Source organism: Pedobacter roseus, assembly GCF_014395225.1.
Classification (GTDB): domain Bacteria; phylum Bacteroidota; class Bacteroidia; order Sphingobacteriales; family Sphingobacteriaceae; genus Pedobacter; species Pedobacter roseus.
In genome coordinates this window covers 3,762,655-3,786,666 of sequence record NZ_CP060723.1, presented here as the reverse complement: position 1 = coordinate 3,786,666, position 24,012 = coordinate 3,762,655, and the positions used below count along the sequence as shown (strand labels likewise).

The following is a 24,012-nucleotide window of genomic DNA, read 5'->3' as shown; positions in this document are numbered from 1 at the left end:
ATTGATATCTGTGTGCATCCTTTTCATTTGGGCTAAATAAGACTATACTTGTATTTATCAAAATAAACGTTTTTTTAACGTTTAAAAATCCTGCTAAATCTCCAAAATTGCTTAAAACAGCGTTTTTTTAACATAAAATCAGAATTTAACCCCCTTAATTACCGTATTACCCCTCACTGGGTAGGTGATATTTGTGCGTAATTTGTTTAATCCAAATATAAAACTATCCCTACATGTAACTAAATCACCATTACCCGTCATCAGGAAAGTCTCTGATTGACCGCGGAAAGAAAAATGTCAATTATGCTGTAATTGATTTTTACCCCTAATAACTAACCAAATTATATTATGCAAAAAAAATTACTATTATCATTAAAGTATATGGCGCTGCTGGCAATATTCGTTATTGCGGGTGCGGGTCATCTAATCGCCCAAACTGTTCCAGCAGAAATAAGCGGTACGGTACAGGATGCTAAAGGGGTGCCGATCCCTGGTGTTACCGTAAAAAACTTAACTTCCGCAAAAGTAGTCGTATCAGACGGCAACGGAAGGTATAAGATCGCCGCTGCTAAAGGCGAGAGCTTATCTTACAGTTATATTGGTTATACTACCATTACGCAGGTTGTTGCCAGCCAGGCAGTTGTAAATGTAAAACTCCAGGAAGCTGGCGACAAAACATTAAACGATGTGGTGGTTGTGGGTTATGGTACGCAGAAAAGATCGGATGTAACCGGTTCAGTAGTATCGGTACCTAAAGCAAGGCTGTCTCAATTACCTGTAACCAACGTGATGCAAGCTTTAGAAGGTGCGGTTGCGGGGGTTAACGTTACAACAACTTCATCAGTACCGGGTAAAGAACCTGCAACGCTTGTACGTGGGCAGAACTCTATAAACGCCAACTCAGGCCCTTATGTGGTAGTAGATGGTGTTCCTTTGACTAAAACAGGCGGTTCGCTGAATGATATCAATCCAAATGATATTGCTTCAATGGAAATTTTGAAAGATGCCAGTGCAACTGCAATTTATGGTACAAACGGCTCAAATGGTGTAATTTTGATCACCACAAAAAGAGGAACCTCGGGCAAACCGGTAATCCGTTATAGCGGTTATGCCGGATTAGAAAACCTGGCGCATATTTTAACTCCGCGCAGTGGCGAAGAGTATCTTCAAAAATATGCAGATTATTTAAAGCAGACCAATCAGGTACAACAGCGTCCGGTGCCTAATATTGGCGAACTTCCGGCCTACAATGCCGGTACCACTACAGATTGGGTAAAAGAAGCAACACAACAAGGACAGATGCAAGATCACAACCTGAGTATTTCAGGCGGCTCTCCTGATGTAAAATATTTTATTTCTGGTGATTACCTCAACCAAAAAGGTGTGGTAAAAGGCTACCAGTTTAACCGTGTTGCACTGCGTTCTAACCTTGATGTAAATGTAACCAGTTTCTTAACTGTTGGTACGTCATTATTCCTTACCAGTAACAATTATGATGGCGGAAGGGCAAACTTATTGTTTGCAACAGCCATGAGCCCTTACGGACAAGAATATAATGCAAACGGAACCTATGCCATTTATCCAATGAACCCTGAGCAGTTGTATACCAATCCGCTTTTAGGTTTAAACACTACCCAGATCAGCAGGACAACAAATATTAATGGAAACGGTTATGCTGAAATTAAATTTCCGGGAGCATTAACAGGTTTAAAATTCAGGTTAAATGCAGGGTATACTTATTTTCCTAAGCGGGAGGGAAGTTACATCGGCCGTTTAGCTAACGACATGCTGGGTACGGCCAGAAGTTTTAATGCTTCTACCAACAGTTATACCATCGAGAATATTTTAACCTATTCTAAAGATATTAAAAAGCACCATTTCGATTTTACTGCACTTTACAGTGCACAAGAACGTAAGTACAACGAAACCACTGCTGGTGCTGTTGGCTTTATAAACGACGAACTTGGTTTAGACAACATTGGTGCCGGCGCTACGCAAACCAGTGCTTCTTACCGAGATAGGTATGGCCTTAATTCGCAAATGGGACGTTTGTTCTATTCGTATGATAGCCGTTATTTATTAACCTTAACCGCTCGTAGAGATGGTTCATCGGTATTTGGCGTAAATACCACCAAATATGGCGTTTTCCCTTCAGCAGCGATCGGCTGGAACATTTCTAACGAAAGTTTTATGAAAAATGTTTCCCTGGTAAATAACCTGAAATTAAGGCTTTCTTATGGCAAAACGGGTAACGAAGCCATTCCGGTTTACAGAACCATTACCACTGATGGAACTGCCCGCTCACCATTTAACGGTATCAGTACCATTGGTGTACAGGCTGGCAATCTGGGTAATACCTCATTACAGTGGGAAACCACAAAAACAGCCAACATCGGTATCGATTTTGGGATCCTTAAAAACAGGATCAACGGTAGCATTGAGGCTTACCAGAACAAAACCAGTGGATTATTATTGGAAAGAAGTTTACCGATCATCACAGGTTACAGCAAAGTATTCGATAATATTGGTAAAACAGAAAACAGAGGTTTAGAGCTCACCTTAAATACACAAAATTTTGTTGGTGATAAATTCCGTTGGGAAACTATGCTGGTATTCGCTACCAATAAAAACAAAATTACTTCATTGTATGGCGATGGGAAAGACGATTTAGGAAACAGGTGGTTTTTAGGTCAGCCGATTAGTGTTGTTTACGATTATAAAATGACGGGTGTTTGGCAAACTGGAGAAGACGTTTCAAAACAGGATCCAACCGCAAAACCAGGAAGCTTAAAATTTGCTGATTTAAATGGTGATGGAAAAATTACCGCTGATGACAGGACCATTCTAGGGCAGATTGCGCCAAAATGGACTGGTGGGATTACCAATACTTTCCATTACAAAAATGTTAACCTGAGCATTTTTATCCAAACTGCACAGGGAATGACGAAAAACAACCCCGATTTAACTTATGGTGATGAAACCGGCCGCAGAAACACACCAGCCGAAATTGGATATTGGACACCTGAAAACATGAGCCAAACCAGGCCGGCACTATCTTATAACAATACTTTAGGATATGGCTATGCTTCGGATGCAAGTTATACCCGCATTAAGGATGTTACGTTGAGTTACGTTTTTGGTCAGTCGGTTTTAGATAAACTGCACCTGGGTAGTTTAACCGTTTACGCCAGTGGCCGTAACCTGCACACCTTTACCAAATGGGTAGGCTGGGATCCTGAAAACAATTATTTCACCCGTGGCTCTTTAGACTGGGTAAATAACTATCCCATCACCAGGACTTTTGTATTCGGTTTAAATGTTTCATTACGTTAAATTTTATTATCATGAAAAAGAATATAACCATCATAGCAGCATTAGCGGTATTACTTTTTGCATTTTCATCATGTAAAAAAGCATTTCTGGATGAAAAACCCTTTTCTTCATATACCCCATTAACCCTCACCGATTCCCTGGGCTTCGAGGCCTCTTTAATCGGTTTATATAACCATACCAGCACCATTTTTTCGTGGTCTGACCAACAGGGATGGCCAAGTGTTTGGCAGGTGGGTACCGATGTTGCCAATGCAACCAATAACCAGCAGGGCGTAGAAATCCCTTATTATAACTATGCCACTTTAACCCCTACCGATAATGGTTCTGCCCGCACCTGGAACAGAAACTACATCATGATTAATTTAACCAACATTATTGTTGATGGGATCGAAAACCCTTCGGTTAATTCGTTAAGTGCCAAAGGAAAAAGCCAGGTAAGTGCCGAAGCTAAATTCTTCAGGGCTTATGCCTATAATAACCTGGCTACCTGTTATGGTGGTGTGCCTTTGATTGTTCATGCCTTAAGCGGTCCAAAAACCGATTTTGTGCGGGCACCGCTTGATGATGTAAACAATTTTATTGTAAGCGATCTTATTTATGCTGCGGCAAACTTACCTGATATCGAAGCGGTGAAAACCAATTCAAAAGGCAAAATGTACGGTAGGGCCAACCGTTTTATGGCCATGCAGCTCCTTGCTGAGGTGTACCTTAGAATGAATAAACCAGATTTGGCCGAACAGCAGGCGCAGGCCATTATTGCCAGCGGAAAGTTCAGTTTAATCAAAAACCGCTATGGCGTTAAAACCAGTGTTGGCGGCGACTATTATTCTGATATGTTTCAATATGGAAACCAAAGACGCTCGCAGGGCAATACGGAAGCCATTTGGGTGTTAGAACAAGAAAATCCAACCAGTGTGGTAGGCGGTATTACCGATAACCCGCAACAACGTAGGGTTTGGGGTGCAGCCTATTACAATATTGCCGGTATGGCATTGGCCGATTCGTTGGGTGGCCGCTCCATTGGCCGTTTGCGTTTAAGTAACTGGGTTTTATATGGCTTGTATAAGGGAAAAGATATCAGAAATTCTCAATACAATATCCGTAGAAGATACTATTACAATGATCCGAACCCTACTTATGCCGCAAGATATGGCAAACAGGTGCCTTTTACAGGACCAGATACCCTGATCAATATTTGTCCGAGTACGACCAAATGGGGTGCTTTTGATCCGAACGATACTTTTGGGTACGCGATGATCAAAGATTTTATCCTGATGCGCCTGGGCGAAACTTATTTATTGCTTGCCGAAGCACAGGTAAAACAGGGTAAAACCAGCGAAGCTGCAAATACCATTAATGTATTGAGAACGCGTGCAGGTGCAGATCAGGTTTCGGCATCCCAAATGACAATGGATTTTATTTTGGATGAACGTGCCCGCGAACTGATCGGAGAGGAAAACAGAAGGATGACTTTAATGAGAACAGGTACCCTGGTAGAAAGAGCACTTCGTTTAAACTCAAACGATGCTTCTAAACCGATTACCGGTTTAACTGCTAAAAATTTATTGTTACCGATCCCATTGGGTGAAATACAACTGAATAAAGATGCCGTTATTACCCAAAATCCAGGTTACTAATTAGTATAGTTGATTATCAGGGTCATCGCTAATTGGTGGCCCGATAATTAAAACATTGATTATCTTACCGCATCAAATTTTTTTCAAAACAAAACCTGATTATGCTTAAAACCAAATTATCCCTGGCACTGATTTTATTCTTTATTTCATTTTCGAATAGCTTATTGGCACAGGAAAAGCTCAATGCTTTTTTTCCCGGTAAAATATGGAAAGACAATAATGGTGTGCACATCAATGCACATGGAGGCGGCATTGTAGAATACAAAGGTACCTACTATTGGTATGGAGAACATAAAATTGAAGGCGAAAAAGGAAATACAGCGCAGGTGGGTGTACACTGTTACTCATCAAAAGATTTATATAACTGGAAAGACGAAGGCATTGCTCTTGCCGTTTCTGATGATCTGAAAAGCGATATTGCCAAAGGATGTATTTTAGAGCGCCCGAAAGTAGTGTACAACAAAAAGACCAAAAAGTTTGTGATGTGGTTCCATTTAGAGCTTTTGGGCAAAGGTTACGAAGCTGCCCGTGCGGGCGTGGCCGTTGCCGATAAAGCAACCGGACCTTATACATTTATTAAAAGTTACAGGCCAAATGCGGGCAAAATGCCATTTTATGCAAGTGGTACACCTTTAACTGAGCAAGTAAACTGTGATAAACCAGCCAATAAAAGCGATGGTTTTTTCTGCAGAGATTTACCCGGAGGCCAAATGGCCAGAGATATGACAGTTTTTGTTGATGACGATGGCAAAGCTTACCACATTTTCTCTTCCGAAGAAAACTTTACCCTTCACCTTGCAGAGTTAACGCCAGATTATTTAAGCCATACCGGAAAATTTATCAGGATATACGTGGGCCATCAAACCGAAGCACCTGCGCTGTTCAAAAAAGATGGAACTTATTACATGGTAGGCTCAGGCTGTACCGGATGGGCACCTAACCCGGCCAGGTGGTTTAAATCAAAATCTATTTTCGGTCCATGGGAGTTTATGGGCAATCCCTGTGAAGGCGAAAAATCAAATATTACTTATGGAGGTCAGAGTACCCATGTGCTGCCTGCCCCGGGTAAAAAAGGAGAATTTATTTTTATGGCCGATAAATGGGAACCTAAAAATGCAATCGATGGCCGCTATTTGTGGTTACCGGTCAAATTTGATAAAGGAGATATCAAAATCAGCTGGCTCGATAAATGGGACCTGAGTATCTTCAAATAAACTAGAAAAAAGCAATAAAAATTAAAAATACAAATTGCGCTAAAAAGCGGGATAATGGATATTTTTTATCCTAAAATTCTATCTATGAATACATTAAAATTAAAAACATACCTGCTCGTTATTAGTGCTTTATGTTATGCCGGAGTGGCATTTGCACAGCAGGGCAACCATACTTTTAAACTTGGTGAAAGCGATTTCCTTTTAGACAACAAGCCTTTTCAGATCATTTCAGGAGAAATACATTACCCAAGGGTTCCGAAAGAAGCCTGGCGCAACCGAATGAAAATGGCAAAAGCCATGGGCTTAAATACCATAGGCACTTATGTGTTCTGGAACCTGCACGAACCCCAGAAAGGAAAATTCGATTTCTCGGGCAATAACGATATTGCAAGCTTTGTTAAAATTGCCAAAGAGGAAGGCTTGTGGGTCATCCTGAGGCCTAGTCCTTATGTTTGTGCCGAGTGGGAATTTGGTGGTTATCCTTATTGGTTACAGAACGAAAAAGGTCTTGTTGTACGCAGCAAACAGGAAGAATACCTGAGCGAATACCGCAAATACATTAACGCCGTGGGCAAACAACTGGCACCATTGCAAATTAACCATGGGGGTAATATCCTGATGGTACAGGTAGAAAATGAATATGGTTCTTATGCCGCCGATAAAGAATACCTGGATATTAACCGCAAAATGTTTATCGAAGCAGGTTTTGATGGATTACTCTACACCTGCGATCCTGAAATTGATATTGTTGGTGGACACTTAAAAGGTTTACTGCCGGCCATCAACGGTCAGGATAACCCTGAAAAGGTTAAAAGCGCCATCAATAAATACCATGAAGGTAAAGGACCATACTTTATTGCCGAATGGTACCCAGCCTGGTTCGATTGGTGGGGAACTGCACACCATACCATTCCCGCCGAAAAATATACCGGCAAACTCGATTCGGTATTGGCTGCGGGCATTTCTTTAAATATGTATATGTTCCATGGCGGCAGTACAAGGGCATTTATGAATGGTGCAAATTATAAGGATATTTCGCCTTACGAACCACAGATCAGCAGTTACGATTACGATGCCCCTTTAAACGAAGCAGGTAATGCGACCGAAAAGTTCAGGCAGTTCCGTGCAGTGATCGAAAAGCACCTGCCAAAAGGCACAAAATTATCGGCCATCCCTGCCGATAAACCTGCAATTGCGATTAAAGCTTTTCAACTGACTGATGCGTCATACATTTTTGATCATTTGCCAAAAGGTACTGAGAACGATAAACCGCTAACTTTTGAAGATTTGAATCAGGATTATGGTTATATGCTCTACCGGACCAAAATTGAAGGTGGAAAAAAAGGATTGCTAAAAATCAATAAACTGCGTGATTATGCCCTGATTTTTATCAACGGTAAAAGGGTAGGGGTTTTAGACAGAAGGTTAAATCAGGATAGTATCATGCTCGATTTACCTAATGGCAGCCTGCAACTTGATATTTTTGTGGAAAACATGGGAAGGATTAATTTTGGTAAATACCTGTTAGACAATAAAAAAGGCATTACCGAAAGCGTTTTTTTTAATGGTAATGAGTTAAAAAAATGGACAATGTTTAGTTTGCCTTTTAACCATACTAAAGAAATAAGTGCTAAAGGAAATGTGAATCAGGTTAATGAAGGACCAGTGATGAGAAAAGGAACTTTTAACCTTGCCAAAACCGGCGATACCTATCTCGATATGCGTACCTGGGGTAAAGGCGTGGTTTGGATAAATGGACATAATTTAGGGAAATACTGGTCAATTGGCCCTCAGCAAACCATTTACTTGCCAAAAGAATGGCTAAAAGCTGGTAAAAACGACATCACTGTTTTAGAATTACTGGATAATAAACAAGCTACGGTGGAGGCCATATCTACCCCGATTTTAAACAGCCTGAAAAAATAATTAGAGGGAGTAAACCAGGGGATGCAAATGCAGATTCCGCTGAATAATTTTTTACCTTAGGTAACTGTAATGAAAATGCCAAAATTATCCATCCTTAAATTATTGAACATGAAGTACTGCCTGTTTTTTTTACTGATCTGCGCAAAATTAAGCTTTGCCCAAAACCTGCAGGATTATCGCATTAGCCCTGTAGAATTTAATAAGGTAAAACTAACAGATAAATTTTGGCTGCCCCGTGTAGAAACCAATAAAGAAGTTACCATTCCCACTTCATTTGCCCGTTGTGAAAATACCGGGAGGTTAAAAAACTTCGAAATGGCGGCAAAAAAAACAGGGAAATTTTGTACCACTTTTGTATTTGATGATACGGATATTTATAAAACCATAGAAGGTGCTTCTTACTCGCTGGCCGTATATCCGGATGCGAAGCTAGAGGGCTATATCGATTCCCTGATCGTGGTTATTGCCAATGCGCAGGAACCGGATGGTTACCTCTATACCGCAAGGACCATTAACCCTGCAAACCCGCCATCCTGGTCGGGAAAAGAGCGTTGGGTAAACGAAGGGAATATGAGTCACGAATTGTATAACTCCGGCCATTTAATCGAATCGGCGGTGGCACATTACCAATCAACAGGCAAGAAAAACCTGTTAAACATTGCCATAAAAAATGCAAACCTGCTCGTGGCCACATTTGGGCCGGGCAAAAGGAGTGTAGCACCCGGACATGAGATTGTTGAAATGGCCCTCGTGCGTTTATATAGGGTTACTGGCAATGAAAGTTACCTGAAACTGGCGAAATTTTTTATCGATCAAAGAGGAATAAAGCAGTATGATGCAAAGGATAAAAACCCCTGGAAAAATGGTGCATATTGGCAGGATCAGACGCCGGTAATCAACCAGGATGAAGCTGTTGGACATGCGGTAAGGGCCATGTATTTATACGCTGGTATGGCCGATGTTGCTGCCTTAACCGGAGATAAAGATTACCTGAATGCCATTGATAAAATATGGGCCAACATGTGTGGCAAAAAAATGTATGTAAACGGTGGCATTGGTGCTGTACCCGATGGTGAACGCTTTGGTAATGATTACGAATTGCCCAATGCCACTGCTTATAACGAAACCTGTGCCGCAATTGGCAACGTATACTGGAACCAGCGCATGTTTTTGTTGCATGGCGATTCAAAGTATATTGATTTAATGGAAAAAGTGATGTACAATGCATTGCTTTCGGGGGTAGGCCTGGATGGGAAAACATTTTTCTATACCAATGCGATGCAGATTTTTGATGGGCCGCTGCATAAAGATGCTGAGCCGGGCAGGTCGGGCTGGTTCGAATGTTCTTGCTGCCCAACCAACATGTCGCGCTTTTTACCATCTCTTCCCGGTTATATTTATGCCCAGTTCAAAGATCAGGTGTATGTAAACCTTTTTGTGGCCAGTTCTACTGATTTAAAGGTGAATAACCAATCGGTTAAAATTACCCAGCAGAACAATTACCCCTGGGACGGAAACCTCAATTTTAATATAGATCCACAAGAAGCAAGCAATTTCAGTCTTAAACTACGCTTGCCGGGCTGGGCAATAAACGAGGCGATTCCGTCTGATCTTTACAGCTACAACCAGAAAGGCAAAGCAGCATTTACGATAAAAGTAAATGGTAAAAACGCAAAATACCAAATCGAAAAAGGTTATGTAACCATCCAAAAACTTTGGAAAAAAGGAGATAAGGTAGAATTTGTGCTTCCAATGGAAGTGAAAAAAGTAACCGCAAATGCGCAACTTAAGGAAGATGCAGGCAAGATCGCTATACAGCGCGGACCAATGATGTTCTGTGCGGAAGCGGTAGATAATACAGCAAAAATAAGTGCGATTAAAGTACCTGAAAATACACAGTTTAAATATACATTTAATCCAAACCTGTTAAATGGAGTGGCAGAACTGAGCGGTAATGCGGTAACAACTGCAGCTAACCGAAATAATGTAATTGTGCCACTTAAACTTATTCCATACTATGCCTGGGCAAACAGGAGTAAAGGAGAAATGAGTATCTGGTTCCCTGAATTGTAGGATTATCAGTATTATTTGCCACGGAGGCTCATAAGTGAAAATCTTCCAAAATTGTCACCCTGAGCGTAGTCGAAGGGCATTCGGGCGTATAATACACTTCGATAGATCGTCATCCCCAACCCGATAGCTATCTCGTCGATTGAGAATTTTAATGAAAAATGTTTTTAGCATTAGGATTCACGCCTGCGCGGGAATGACGACCGTTTTAAGATAGCGTTATAGATTTGCCACGGAGACTCAGAGCACACGGAAAATCCCCTGCGGCTTGTCATCCAGAGTATAGTCCAATGGCATTCGGGCGTATAATACACTTCGATAAATTGTTATTCCCAACCCAATAGCTATCGGGTTGGGAATCTTAATGAACCATGTTTTTAGCATTAGGATTCCCGCCTGCGCGGGAATGACGACCTTTGTAGGAATGGAGCCCACGCATTTGCTACGGAGGCTCAGAGAACACGGAAAATCCCCCGCAGCTTGTCACCCTGAGCGTAGTCGAAGGGTTCTTTATGATTAACTCAAATACAGTATCCTTCAATTTCATTTAAAATCAAATCCCGATTGGGAAAATAATAATCGTTATAATAACGTTTAAAAATGGAAAAATTTATCTAAAAAGTGCTTTTAGGCATGTTTTATCATGATTTACCCCCTAATATTTACCATATTACCCCTCACACAGTGCAGGTTTTTTATAGTTATTTGTTACATAACCAGATATAAAAACTAACCACTATGACAAAAAGAAAACTACGCAAACTCCCCTAAAAAACATTAAGATTTTAGCATCCAGGTAACGGGATGCCGCCGCAATACCAGCGTTAAATTTTGCCTGTTGACCAAAATAAGCAAAGCACTATGGTATGTGTATGAAATGAATATGCCATCATGAGATACTAACTATATCCGTGGTGATGGCATGTTATTGACCAAACTAACCAAATAACTAATTTCTAGCCTGAATTAAAAAATGAGAAAAAGCTACAAAAAGTCAGCTCATGTAATCCGCTATTTATTTTCGCCAAAACTGGTATTCCGAACGGTTTTGGGATTATTGATGCTGATCTGCTCCTTAAATGCCAAAGCCCAAACGGAGGTAACCGTTAAGGGTATGGTAAAAGATACCGTAGGTGGACTGCCCGGTGTAAACATTAAAGTTTCCGGAACCAACCGGGGAGTTTCGACCGACGAAATGGGAAGATACAGCATTAAACTTCCAAAATCTGGAAAATTGCTCTTCTCGCTGGTGGGTTATAAACCTCAAAATAAAACTGTTGCCGATTACGATCGCGGAGCAGATGGAAGTTATACCATTAATGTAACGCTTTTGTCGGATGCCAACTCGCTCGATGAAGTAGCCGTAGTAGGTTTCGGAACGCAAAAGAAAACCAGTGTAATCAGTTCGATTACGGCCATTAATCCGAAAGAACTTAAAGGGCCAACGAGTAACCTTACCACTATGATGGCCGGGCGTGTTGCCGGGATGATCGCCTACCAAAGAAGTGGCGAACCCGGTGCCGATAATGCCCAGTTCTTTATCAGGGGACTAGGAACTTTCGGCGCGGGTAAACAGGATCCTTTGATTTTGATTGACGGGGTAGAATCGACACAAAATGATATGGCCCGACTACAGCCTGATGATATTTCTTCGTTCAACGTACTTAAAGATGCTACCGCTTCTGCTGTTTATGGAGCCAGGGGAGCCAACGGAGTCGTGCTCATCCTCACAAAATCTGGTCAGGCCGGTTTAACCAAATTTAGCTTCAGGGCCGAATCGTCTTTATCTTCCAATACCAAAAATTTCAAGTTTGCAGATAACGTCACCTATATGAAACTCGCAAACGAAGCCGCGCTGACCAGAAACAGGCTTGCCATTTTACCTTACCTGCAAACCAAGATAGATGCTACGGCAGCGGGCGAAAACGAACTGCTTTATCCAAATAACAACTGGATCGAACAGCTAATAAAAGATTATACGGTTAACCAAAGGTACAACCTCAATATTTCCGGAGGGGGCACCAAGGCTAGTTATTATATTGCTGGTACCTATAATATCGATAATGGGGTGCTTAAAGTGGCCGATCTCAATAATTTTAACAGCAATATCAAACTGAAAAATTATTCGGTACGCTCAAACATTAATATCAACCTTACCAATACCACCGAGGCCATTCTTAGGGTTTACGGACAGTTTGATGATTATACCGGGCCGGTAGGCGGTGGCGGTGCCACTTTTAACCGCGCAATATGGTCTAACCCGGTGATGTTTCCGGCCGTTTACCCGGCCAGTTTATCGCCTTACAGCAATCACCCTTTATTTGGTAATGCTGTATCGCCAACAGGCGCATTATATATGAATCCTTATGCAGAGATGGTAAAAGGTTATCAGGATAAAAATGCCTCTACTTTACAAACGCAAATCGAGATTAAACAAGACCTGAAATTTATTACCCCGGGTTTAACGGCCAGGCTGATGAGTTACGCACGCAGGTATTCATATTTCGATATTTCGCGGGCCTACAATCCATTTTATTACTCGGCAACAGAACAGCCTGATAAATCAATCGGTTTAACGCTGATCAATGGTGGCGGAGCTTTATCAATCGGTCCGGTAGGAACAGAGTACTTAGGTTACTCTGAAGGTAAAAAAGACCTGAACTCTACTTTTTATGCCGAATTTTCTGGTAATTATAGCCGTACGTTAGCACAAAAACATGCGGTTAGCGCCATGTTAATTACCACCATGCGCAATTACCTGGCGGCAAACCCAGGCAGTTTACAGCTTTCTTTGCCTTCGCGTAATCAAGGGGTTTCGGGTAGGGCAACCTACGGCTACGATAACCGTTACCTGGCCGAGTTTAACTTTGGTTACAACGGTTCTGAACGTTTTGCGGCAAATAACCGCTTCGGTTTCTTCCCTTCCTTCGGTTTAGGTTACAATGTTTCTAACGAGAAGTTTTTTAAACCCTTAACCAAAGTAATTACCAGCCTGAAACTGAGGGCAACTTATGGTTTGGTGGGTAACGATCAGATCGGAAATGCAGACGACCGTTTCTTTTACCTCTCTGAAGTAAATATGAACAATGGTACCTATGGGGCAAATTTTGGCGAAGATGGTCTGTATTACCGAAATGGTATTTCGATATCACGTTATTCAAATCCATTAATTACCTGGGAAAGATCTAAACAAATTAACCTGGGTATGGATATGACACTTTTCAACGACCTGAGCCTGACGTTTGATGTTTATAAAAACGAACGTTCCAATATTTTAACCGACAGGACTTTCATTCCAAGCACCATGGGTTTACAGGCCGCCATAAGGGCAAATACCAATAAAGCAGAGAGTAAAGGTGTCGATTTTGCAGCCAGTTATAACAAGTCTTTCAGCAACAGCATGTTTTTATCGCTCCGTGGAAACTTTACTTATGCCACCAATAAAATTCTGATTTATGATGAACCTTCTTTTAATGCGAATGAAGCATACCGTTATCATGTTGGTTTACCTACAACCCAGGCCTTTGGTTTAATTGCAGAGCGTTTGTTTATTGATGATGCTGAGGCTAAAAATTCGCCAGTACAATTTTCTGGCGTACCCGGTGTAAATTATGGTGGTGGAGATATCAAATACCGCGATGTAAATGGCGATGGGATCATTTCAGATGCCGATCAGGTTCCGATTGGTTTACCTACAAGCCCTGAAATTGTTTATGGATTTGGCGGAACATTCGGTTTTAAAGGATTTGATATCTCAGCTTTCTTTCAGGGCTCTGCAAGGTCATCTTTCTTTATTAACCCGGGCAATATTTCTCCATTTGTACTCAATAAGGAAGAGGGGAATCCAAATGCAACCCAAAATGGATTGCTGGAAGTAATTGCTGATAGCCACTGGTCTGAACAGAACAGGGATACCTACGCTTTCTGGCCACGCTTAAGTCCCAACTTTGTAGATAATAATACACGTACCTCTACCTGGTGGATGCGTAATGGCGCTTTTTTAAGGCTAAAGAGTGTCGAAGTGGGCTATAACCTGCAAAACAAACTGCTCAAAAGATTGGGCCTCAACAGTACAAGGGTTTATGTTAACGCCACCAACCTTGGTGCACTAAGCTCCTTTAAACTTTGGGACCCAGAAATGGGCGGAAATGGCTTGGGATATCCTGTCCAAACCGTGTACAACATAGGTGCAAGTGTATCTTTTTAACGATTTAGCTGAAAATAAAATATGAAGACCAACTATCATTTATTTCAAAAAAATATGGCAAAGCCCGCTTTGGCAACATTGGCACTCGGCCTTTTGTTAAGTGTACTGTCCATCACATCCTGTAAAAAATACCTCGATATCGTTCCCGATAATGTGGCCACGATAGATAATGCCTTTACTTTAAGGAATGAGGCCGAAAAATATCTTTTTACCTGTTATTCCTTTCTTCCAAAGGATGGTGACCCCTTATTGAATGTAGGTTTTATGGCCGGGGACGAAATCTGGACCTCTTTAGATGAACGCGAATTTATCTCTTATGGCTGGAGGGCAGCCCGGGGAGGTCAGGGTGCAGAAAATCCATACCTCGATGCCTGGAACGGCCGCTATCAGGGTGGTGGTGCCGGCGATAACTTTGGCCTTTTCAAAGCGATCAGAAACTGTAACATCTTTTTGGAGAATGTGCAGGATTTATCCAAAATCCCTGATTTAAGCATGTCAGAACGCGAACGCTGGATCGCTGAAGTAAAGTTTTTAAAGGCGTATTACAATTTTTACCTGATGAGGATGTATGGACCCATCCCGATTATCGATACCAATTTAGGCATCAGTGCCAATGAGGATGAGGTAAGGGTAAAACGCGCACCATTTGACGAATGTGTAACCTATGTAGAGGGTTTGCTCGATCAGGCAATACCGAACCTGCCACAGATTATTACCGATAAAAGTACCGAGCTAGGCCGCATTACCAAACCCATTGCCCTGGCTATTAAAGCAAAACTATTGCTTACTGCTGCAAGCCCTTTATTTAATGGCAATGCCGATTATAGTGGTTTTGCAGATAAAGATGGGGTTAAACTATTTAACACCACCTACGATGCCAACAAGTGGAAAAAAGCTGCAGATGCAGCAAAAGCCGCTATTGACGCCGCTGAAGCTGCCGGTTTTAAACTTTACCAGTTCCCTGGCACTACTTTTAAACTTTCTGATACGACTTTAAGGCAGTTGACCATTAAAGGTGCTGTAACCGAACGTTTTAATATAAATCTCGAACACATTTGGGCAAATCCCAACAGTAGGACAGGTACCCTGCAGCGTACTGCTATGCCACGTTTGGCCACTACGGTTGTAGTGGGTAGCGCAAGGCAACAACTGGCACCACCATTAAAAATTGCCGAAATGTTTTACAGCAGAAACGGTGTGCCTATCACTGAAGATAAAACTTTGGATTTTACCAATAAATATACACTTCGTACTGCGGTTAAAAGTGAACGCTTTTACATCAAAGAGGGCTACACCACCGCCAGGATCAACTTCGATAGGGAGCCAAGGTTTTATGCTGATTTAGGTTTTGATGGTGGCGTTTGGTATAAATACGACAGCCCGACCAATTCTGATGAAGGTACCTTCTCTGTGGAGGCGAAATCGAACCAGGTGGCGGGTGCCAATAACTTTGGCTGGTATAACGAAACCGGATATTTTGTTAAAAAACTGATAGACTGGAACATGATTAATGGTTCTAACGGTGCAAGTTACAGGGATTATCCATGGCCGCAGGTAAGGTTGGCAGATCTTTATCTGATGTATGCCGAAGCACTGAACGAAACATTGGCTAGTCCATCAGCAGATGTTTACGAATACCTTAACCGGATCAGGGCCAGGGCCGGACTCGCAACCGTACAAGCCGCCTGGACTAATTTTTCGAACAACCCCGGCAAATTCAGCAACAAAAACGGCATGAGGGAAATCATCCAGCAGGAAAGACTGATCGAAATGGCTTTTGAAGGCAGTCGTTTTTGGGACATCAGGAGATGGAAACGTGCCGCAGAGGTACTCAACCAAGCCATCACCGGATGGAGTGTGTACCAGCCCACTAACTCGGAATATTATCGTGTAAGGACCATTTTTAACCAGAATTTTGTTTCACCACGCGATTATTTATGGCCTTTAAGAACTTACGATTTAACTGTTAACCCTAAACTGGTACAAAATCCAGGTTGGTAATATCAATTTTAAAAGCATATCAAGATGAAAAAAATAAATAAAAACCTGTTATTGCTGCTTTTAAGCACGGTAGCCTTTTTTTCGGGCTGTAAACAAGATACCATCGGCCCATTGGAAAACAGTACCACCGTACCAGGTCAGGTATCCAATGTTTCGGTAACCAATGGTCCCGGTAACGCAACACTTACTTTTAGCCTGCCTAACGATAAAGACCTGCTTTACGTAAAGGCCGTTTACAACCTGTCTAACGGTCAGGAGATGGAGGTTAAATCATCGTATTATGGCAATAGCCTGCTGGTTGAAGGTTTTGGCGATACCAATGAACATGAGGTTAAAATTTATGCCGTAAGCAGGAGCGAAGTGGCTTCGGCGCCTTATGTAATCAAGGTAAAACCGCTTGAAAATCCAATCTGGGGTGTATATAGAAGTTTAAAAGCGGTTGCCGATTTCGGTGGACTTAACTTCAAAGCAACCAACCCTTCAAAAGCAGATTTGTCAATAGAGGTATTTGTCCAGTCTAAAGGCAAATATGTGCCCACTTCGAAAAACATTTATACCGCTGCCATTGATATTGATCAATCGGTTCGCGGTCTGGATACGTTGACACAGAAATTTGCCATCAGGATCAGGGATAGGTGGTTAAATTATACCGATACCCTATTTGCTACATTAAAACCCCTTTATGAAACTACAATCCCAAAATCTACCTATAAAGAAGTGATTTTGCCTGGCGATAGTCCGCAGGAATATAGCAATACCGGCGTCTCGAAAATGTGGGATGGTAATATTATCGATTGGCCAAGTGTATGTTTAACCAAACCAGGGGTATTGGTTCCGCAATGGGTAACCTTCGACCTCGGAAAGCTCGCTACGCTGAGCCGTATCGTGATCTGGAACTATCCTGAATACCTGAATGCCGGCAGAACCTATTATTACGGAGGTAATTTAAAAGAGTTCGAAGTATGGGGAACTGATAGTCCACCTGCAGATGGAAGTTACAACAACTGGGTATTGTTGGGTAAATACAATTCGCAAAAACCATCAAAAAGTGCCTATGGCGTTCAAACCAGCGAAGATTATGCCTTTGCCAATGCAGGGATAAGCTACAATTTCGCTGTGGGCCTTAAAAAGGTCAGATACCTGAGGATCAAATCGATCAATAACTGGCAGGGTACCACTTTCATGAGTGTATCGGAAGTACAGGTTTACGGCGACCCGAGATAAGGCATTTACTTAAAAGAAATTTAGAAATGAATAAGCAAAGCATATATAAAAACAGGTTAACATTAACTGTTCTGGCCCTGGCAGCAGTTATTTTTAGTGCCTGTACAAAATCAGACGAGTATAAAAAGTTTACGCAGGGCGGCGAAATTTCTTATACAGGTAAATTAGATTCCATTAATATCAAATCGGGTAATAACAGGGTATTTATACAAGGGCTTTTCCTGGCAGATCCGAAAGTTACCATTTGCAAAATATTCTGGAATAATAAAGCAGATTCGGTGGTGATCCCGGTAAAGAAAAAATATGCTACCGATACCCTGAAGTATTTTGTTGAGAAAGTGACCGAAGGAGTACAGAATTTTGTGATTTATACTTACGATGCGGCGGGTAATAAATCGATTCCGGTTTATAAAACAGGCCGATCGTACGGGGCAAGGTACCAGGCTTCACTCTTTAACAGGCCGATCGAATCGGCTTTTACAGATGCATCGGGCGCAACCAAAATTACCTGGCTGGGCATGGACCGTTTAACCGGGGTTTTTGCAACAGAAATTGAGTACACCGCATTGAGTAATGTGGTCAAAAAAATCAGGACAAAAATCGATGACAACACCACGTCAATAGCGGATATTAAACCGGGTACAGGAATCAGGTACCGTACTTTATTTTTGCCAGATACCATATCTATCGATACCTTTTCTACCGAATTTCAGTCACAACGTGTAGGCGCAGATATTACCGCAACCTATTTCAAAAATAGTGGTAATCCATTTTTGGCTGCAGCCAGCGGAGGGAGGTGGCGCAATATTGCCGATTGGACAGTTACAGCAAACATTAAAAACCATGGCGGCCTGGGTGGTTGGTGTTCCGATTCGGGCGGCTGTTTAGCCATGGAAATGGGCTGGGACGGCACGGCTAAAATTGTAAATGGTAAAATTTATCAGAGCTTTACACTACCTGCCGGAAATTACAGTTTTGAAATTGTGATGGCCAAAAACGAAGCCCTCGATCCTGTGTACATTGTAGCTGCCGCCGGAGATACACTACCTGATGTTGCGGATGTAGCAACTTCATTGGGTTACACCAATTTTGCAAACAACAAATTTCAGTTTAGCCTGGCGCAACCTACAAAAGTTTCAGTTGGTTTCTTAGCCTCTATGACTACAGGCAACCAGTTTTGGATTGTAAAATCAGTTACGCTGAAATCACTTTAAGCCAATGAAAAACAGTAGCTATTAACATTAAAGAGATTTTTTGTTGACCGGTATTAACCGGAAAGGGCGTTTTACGAAACATTCTTTCCGGTTTTTTTTGTGCTTTAGCACTGTTTTAAATCATGCAGGTGACTACAGGATGGATTGCCAAAATAGAATATGCATATTTGATTTTAACCAGGTATTAATTCTTACCCTGTCGAAAGGCATGCGTATTCCCAGCTTATGAGTAAAAAGAAATTACTTCTGATTTTTGTATCCCTCCTCGGCCTATCCTTCATTAATAAAAGGTTACCGATTAAAATCATAGCGGTAAAGGTCGATGCGCCATTTAATATGCCTGCCATTAAAATTCCCGATTTTTCAGTAAGCAAACAATTTTCCATTGCAGATTTTGGCGCCGTTCAGGGAGATAAAGTAAAAACATCAAAAGCGATTTCTAGCGCAATTATCCAGGCAAATAAAGAAAAGGGAGGCATTGTTGTGATCCCTGAGGGCGAATGGTTAACGGGTAAAATTCATTTAATGAGTAACGTTAATCTTCATTTAAACAAAGGGGCTGTCCTTTTATTTTCTGATGATCCTGAAGATTACTTACCTGCAGTACCCAGTTCCTGGGAGGGGCTTGAGTGTTACAATTACTCGCCATTGATTTATGCTTACCAATGCAAAAATATAGCGATTACCGGTGAAGGCGAAATAAAAGCAAAAATGGAGGTATGGAAAGGCTGGTTTGCCAGGCCTCAGGCCCATTTAGAAAGTATAAAAAAACTGTACAATATGGCGGCGGCCTACAACCCGGTGGAAAAAAGGCAAATGGCCAATGATTCTGCACATCTGCGCCCGCAGTTTATCCAGTTTAACCGCTGCGAAAATGTATTACTCGAAGGAATAAAGATCACCAATAGCCCATTTTGGACCATACATCCTTATCTTTCAAAAAATGTGGTCATCAGGAAAATCAATGTTTTTGCACATGGACATAACAATGATGGTATTGATCCAGAAATGAGCCAAAACGTGCTCATTGAAGATTGTGTGTTCGATCAGGGCGATGATGCAATTGCGATAAAATCAGGACGAAATCCCGAAGGGTGGCGGTTAAAAACGCCTTCTAAAAATATCGTGATCAGGAATTGCCTGGTTAAAAACGGACATCAGCTGTTGGCCATAGGGAGTGAACTTTCGGGCGGGATTGAAAATATATTTATCGAAAACTGCAAAGTTCAGGATGGTGCAAAACTGAATCACCTCATTTTTATCAAAACCAACGAACGCATGGGCGGTTATGTGAAAAATATTTTTGCGAAAAACATTACGTCAGGTAAAATAGATCTTGGAATATTGGGCATCGAAACCAATGTGCTTTATCAATGGAAAACCCTGGTGCCAACCGTCGAAGTGAGGTTAACCCCCATAAAGGATGTTTTTTTAGAGCAGATTAGGGCAAAAGAGGTAAAGTTTATATCCAGGATTTTGGGAGAGAAAAAACAGCCAATTGAGCATATTTCCTTAAAAAAGGTCACTGCTGATGTAGTTAGCGGCCCAGCTAGCATTCATGAAAATGTGAACGGTTTTGTGGAGCAAAAATAATGGGTATCACTCAAAAAACATATAAAGTAAAAATTACGGTATGACAATCAAAAGGATATTTTTATTAAGCACATTAGCTGTGTTCTTTTATAATGAAGGTTCTGCCCAACAGAAACTGGCCTATAAATTTGATTTTGGCCCGGGAAAAGTAGCTAAGGATTATATTCAGATCCTACCCGAAACAAGTTTTTCCGGTAATCAGAAATATGGATTTGATTTTGATACAAAAGTAGAAGCTGTTGATTATGGCGGTAAAAATGCACTCACTGCCGATCTGGTTAAAAGTACCAGGCCATTTTACTTTTCTGTTGCCGTACCTGAAGGAAATTATAAAATCACCTTAACCTTAGGCGATCCGAAAGCTGCTGCTGTAACAACTGTTAAAGCCGAATCGCGCCGCTTGATGCTCGAAAACGTTAAAACAAAAGCTGGCGAGTTGATCACCAGAACTTTTATTGTCAATATTAAAAACAGAAATATCAGCGGTGGACAGGTGGTGACATTAAAACCACGCGAATTAACAAAACTTGATTGGGATGATAAACTTACACTCGAATTTGATCAGAATACGGCATTAGCGGCCATGGAAATTGAGCAGGTTAAGGATCAGATAACGGTATTTTTAGCGGGGAACTCAACAGTGGTTAACCAGGACGATGAGCCATGGGCATCATGGGGACAGATGATCCCCGGTTTTTTAAACCAGGCGTAGCGATAGCCAACCATGCAGAATCGGGCTTAACGCTTGGCTCATTTTTAGGCAGTAAACGGTTAGCTAAAGTATTGAGTGTAATGAAGCCCGGCGATTATTTATTTATTGAATTTGGGCACAATGATCAGAAAGAGAAGGGACCTAATGATGGTGCATATAAATCGTACACGGAGCGCTTGAAAACATTTATAACTGAGGTAAAGAAAAAAGGTGGAATTCCGGTGGTGGTAACTTCAACCAGCAGGCGGTCTTTTGGTGCCGATGGTAAAATACAAAACTCCCTGGGCGATTTTCCTGAAGCGGCAAGAAAAGTTGCTGCGGACGAAAATGTAGCTTTAATTGATCTTAATGCCATGACAACCGAACTGTTTAATGCTTTGGGAGAACAAAATTCGATCAAAGCTTTTGTACATTATCCGGCAAATAGCTACCCGGGGCAGGATAAACCTTTGGCCGATAATACGCACTTTAACCCTTACGGCGCTTATGAAATTGCGCAATGCATCATCTTAGGCATCAAATCGCAAAAACTGGGCATTGCTCAGTACCTGGTTAACGATCTGCCCGATTTTAATCCTGCAAAACCTGATGATCCGAATGCTTGGAAATGGCCGGAAAGTCCTAAAAGTAGTTTGGTTAAACCAGATGGGAATTAATTTTGTCGTAATTCAAGGGCTTTAAGATTCCCGCTTGCGAGGGAATGATGGCGTTATTTTTTTATGTATAGCTGTGGCGTCCTTTTCGATCCCGAAGATTAGGGAAGAAATCTTTTAATATAGTTCAAAGATCTCTCCACTGCGCGTTGCTTCGGTCGAGATGACGATTTTTCTAATATTACTTTAACTCTTTTTGAAAATAAACCAGCAGATTAAAAAGTGGAGTTCGTCATTCCCTACCCGATAGCTATCGGGTTGATTGAGGATCTTAATGCAAGGGCTTTAAGATTCTCGCCTGCGCGGGAATGAAGGCACTATTTTTATCTCGCCTTCTTCACCCCCTCACTCGTCATTACAATTCTTTTAATCGTTCCATCGCTGTTATAGTTTAAATAATCAATGCAAACTGATCTTCTAAAGCTACCACCATCGGTATTAATGGCACCGTTATGGTAAATGAAATACGATTTTCCTTTAAAATCAATGATGGCCTGGTGGTTGGTGTTCGAGTTTCCGGCAATTTCATTTAAAATCCCTTTATACTCCCAGGGACCATTCACATTCTTGCTCATGGCATAAACAATCTTTTCAGGGAAACCAGATGCATAAGATAAATAATACCAGTTTTTGCGTTTATGGATCCATGGTGCTTCTGTAAATCCGGGAACGTTTACTTTCTGAATGGGACCATCCAATTCAATCATATTTTTTTTCAATTTGGCATAGTAACATTGTTGATTGCCCCAAAATAAATATGCCTGTCCGTCATCATCAATAATTACCGTTGGGTCAATATCATCCCAGCTAATTTTTACATCAGTGGTCATATCGTTCGTAATCAAAGCTTTTCCAATTGCATCTTTAAAAGGTCCGCGGGGATTATCGGCCACTGCCACACCAATTGATTTACCATGGATGGTGCCGTGCTGGATGGCCACATACCAGTAAAACTTTCCATCACGTTCAATAACCTGCGAAGCCCACGCATCATCGCTGGCCCAGGCGAAATTTTTTACATTTAATGGCGATGGATGTTCCTTCCAGGTTACCATATCGGCCGATGAATAACATAACCATTCGTGCATTTCGTAACGTTCTTTGCCTTTGGGCGCCACATCATGCCCGGTATATAAGTAAACCGAATCGCCATGAACAAAAGCAGCCGGGTCGGCAGTGTATTTATCCGTAATAATCGGGTTGCCTTTTGAAACGATAATTTTCTCTTGTGCTTTTACACTGAGTAAACTCATGGAAAAACCTAAGATCGATAAGAATATTTTTTTCATGCTTATTGGGTTAATAGCGCTTTTAATTCGTTATGGCTAATGTTTAAAATTGTTCCGTGTCTTAATCCTTTTGGAAGAGAGATTTTTTCAGAAACATCGGTCCAGTTTTTTAAATCTGTTGATAGAATGGCGCCATATTTATGATCGCGGTATTTATCAAAATAAACCAGCCAATCGTTACCTTTTCTTAGGGTTGTTGGTCCTTCGGCCCAGTAATTTCCGGTAATGGCTGCGCTTGCTTTCGAATAGGGACCAATTAGTTGTTTTGCATAAGCCACTTTGATGTTTTTTTGAGCAGGCTCGCGGGTTTCATCTTTTAAAAACATCACAAATCTTCCATCATTATTTACAATGGTGGCGTCAATTACATTAAAACCAGGCTCATAAAGCAATTTGGTATCAGAAAAACTTTTAAAATCTTTGGTGGTCACATAATAAATGCGATGGTTGTAGCCATCTTCCATTTTAGAGGCCGTTTCGGTAAATCTGCCGGTGATGGTACTTGCCCAGTAAATCATGTACAGTTTGCTTTTACTATCGTAAGTAATTTCGGGTGCCCAGGTATTTCTGGCGCCATCTTCTTTGGCCATTACCGGAATAAACTGTTGTTCGCTCCAGGTAATTAAATCTTTAGAGCTGGCATAACCAATGCCTTTATCTTTCCAGCTTACCGTCCAAACCATGTGGAATAAACCATCAGCACCGCGGATAATACAAGGATCCCTCATTAATTTATCCTTACTCACCGTTGGTTTCAAAAAGGAAGAGTCATTTTTAAGCGCGCTCCATTTGTAAGCGTCGGTACTATAAGCAAGATGTAAACCATCCTCTCCGTTATTTTTGAAATAAGCAAAAAGATAAACATCCTTTTGGGTTTGGGCCTTTGCCTGAATAGCCGCAAAGAGCAATGCGATTGAAAAGTATATCAGTTTTTTCATG

14 protein-coding genes are annotated in these 24,012 nt (G+C 41.4%); 12 read left to right on the top strand and 2 right to left on the bottom strand.

Annotated features, from left to right (window positions below; translation table 11 throughout):
• The first annotated feature begins 348 nt into the window (after window positions 1-348).
• The 12 genes from H9L23_RS15525 (at window position 349) to H9L23_RS26650 (ending at window position 21,787) form a co-directional block, all read left to right on the top strand.
• The gene (locus tag H9L23_RS15525; RefSeq protein ID WP_246474709.1) at window positions 349-3,333 is read left to right on the top strand and encodes a SusC/RagA family TonB-linked outer membrane protein; all 2,985 of its coding nucleotides are present in this window, start codon (window positions 349-351) and stop codon (window positions 3,331-3,333) included.
• Window positions 3,334-3,344: 11 nt separating this feature from the next.
• Complete coding sequence (locus tag H9L23_RS15520; RefSeq protein ID WP_187591273.1) at window positions 3,345-4,970, top strand: RagB/SusD family nutrient uptake outer membrane protein; 1,626 nt, start codon at window positions 3,345-3,347, stop codon at window positions 4,968-4,970.
• 101 nt (window positions 4,971-5,071) lie between these two features.
• Window positions 5,072-6,184 (top strand): glycoside hydrolase family 43 protein, encoded by a 1,113-nt coding sequence (locus H9L23_RS15515; protein WP_187591272.1) that lies wholly within the window; start codon window positions 5,072-5,074, stop codon window positions 6,182-6,184.
• An 84-nt stretch (window positions 6,185-6,268) separates the two neighbouring features.
• Entirely contained in the window at window positions 6,269-8,110 is a 1,842-nt protein-coding gene (locus H9L23_RS15510) for a glycoside hydrolase family 35 protein (RefSeq protein ID WP_187591271.1), read from the top strand.
• Between the two features lie 108 nt (window positions 8,111-8,218).
• Complete coding sequence (locus H9L23_RS15505) at window positions 8,219-10,183, top strand: glycoside hydrolase family 127 protein (RefSeq protein WP_187591270.1); 1,965 nt, start codon at window positions 8,219-8,221, stop codon at window positions 10,181-10,183.
• 970 nt (window positions 10,184-11,153) lie between these two features.
• Window positions 11,154-14,387, top strand: coding sequence for a SusC/RagA family TonB-linked outer membrane protein (locus H9L23_RS15500; RefSeq protein WP_187591269.1), 3,234 nt, complete (start codon window positions 11,154-11,156; stop codon window positions 14,385-14,387).
• Between the two features lie 54 nt (window positions 14,388-14,441).
• Window positions 14,442-16,388, top strand: a complete 1,947-nt coding sequence (locus H9L23_RS15495) for a RagB/SusD family nutrient uptake outer membrane protein (protein ID WP_187591268.1) — start codon at window positions 14,442-14,444, stop codon at window positions 16,386-16,388.
• Between the two features lie 24 nt (window positions 16,389-16,412).
• On the top strand, window positions 16,413-17,612 hold the full coding sequence (locus H9L23_RS15490; RefSeq protein WP_187591267.1) for a DUF5000 domain-containing lipoprotein: 1,200 nt from the start codon (window positions 16,413-16,415) through the stop codon (window positions 17,610-17,612).
• 26 nt (window positions 17,613-17,638) lie between these two features.
• Window positions 17,639-18,826, top strand: coding sequence for a DUF4998 domain-containing protein (locus H9L23_RS15485; RefSeq protein WP_187591266.1), 1,188 nt, complete (start codon window positions 17,639-17,641; stop codon window positions 18,824-18,826).
• Between the two features lie 225 nt (window positions 18,827-19,051).
• Entirely contained in the window at window positions 19,052-20,419 is a 1,368-nt protein-coding gene (locus H9L23_RS15480) for a glycoside hydrolase family 28 protein (RefSeq protein ID WP_187591265.1), read from the top strand.
• A 40-nt stretch (window positions 20,420-20,459) separates the two neighbouring features.
• Window positions 20,460-21,131 carry a hypothetical protein gene (locus H9L23_RS26655; RefSeq protein ID WP_246474708.1) on the top strand — a complete coding sequence of 224 codons (672 nt, stop codon included), beginning with the start codon at window positions 20,460-20,462 and terminating at the stop codon, window positions 21,129-21,131.
• Window positions 21,083-21,787 (top strand): rhamnogalacturonan acetylesterase, encoded by a 705-nt coding sequence (locus H9L23_RS26650; RefSeq protein WP_246474707.1) that lies wholly within the window; start codon window positions 21,083-21,085, stop codon window positions 21,785-21,787. Before H9L23_RS26655 ends, H9L23_RS26650 begins: the two co-directional genes overlap by 49 nt.
• Window positions 21,788-22,107: 320 nt before the next feature.
• Here H9L23_RS26650 and H9L23_RS15470 read toward each other — a convergent pair whose 3' ends face one another.
• Together H9L23_RS15470 and H9L23_RS15465 are read right to left on the bottom strand one after the other, a co-directional pair.
• Window positions 22,108-23,073 (bottom strand): glycoside hydrolase family 43 protein, encoded by a 966-nt coding sequence (locus H9L23_RS15470; protein WP_187591264.1) that lies wholly within the window; start codon window positions 23,071-23,073, stop codon window positions 22,108-22,110.
• Window positions 23,074-23,075: 2 nt separating this feature from the next.
• Window positions 23,076-24,011 carry a glycoside hydrolase family 43 protein gene (locus H9L23_RS15465; protein ID WP_187591263.1) on the bottom strand — a complete coding sequence of 312 codons (936 nt, stop codon included), beginning with the start codon at window positions 24,009-24,011 and terminating at the stop codon, window positions 23,076-23,078.
• Between the last annotated feature and the right edge of the window lies 1 nt (window position 24,012).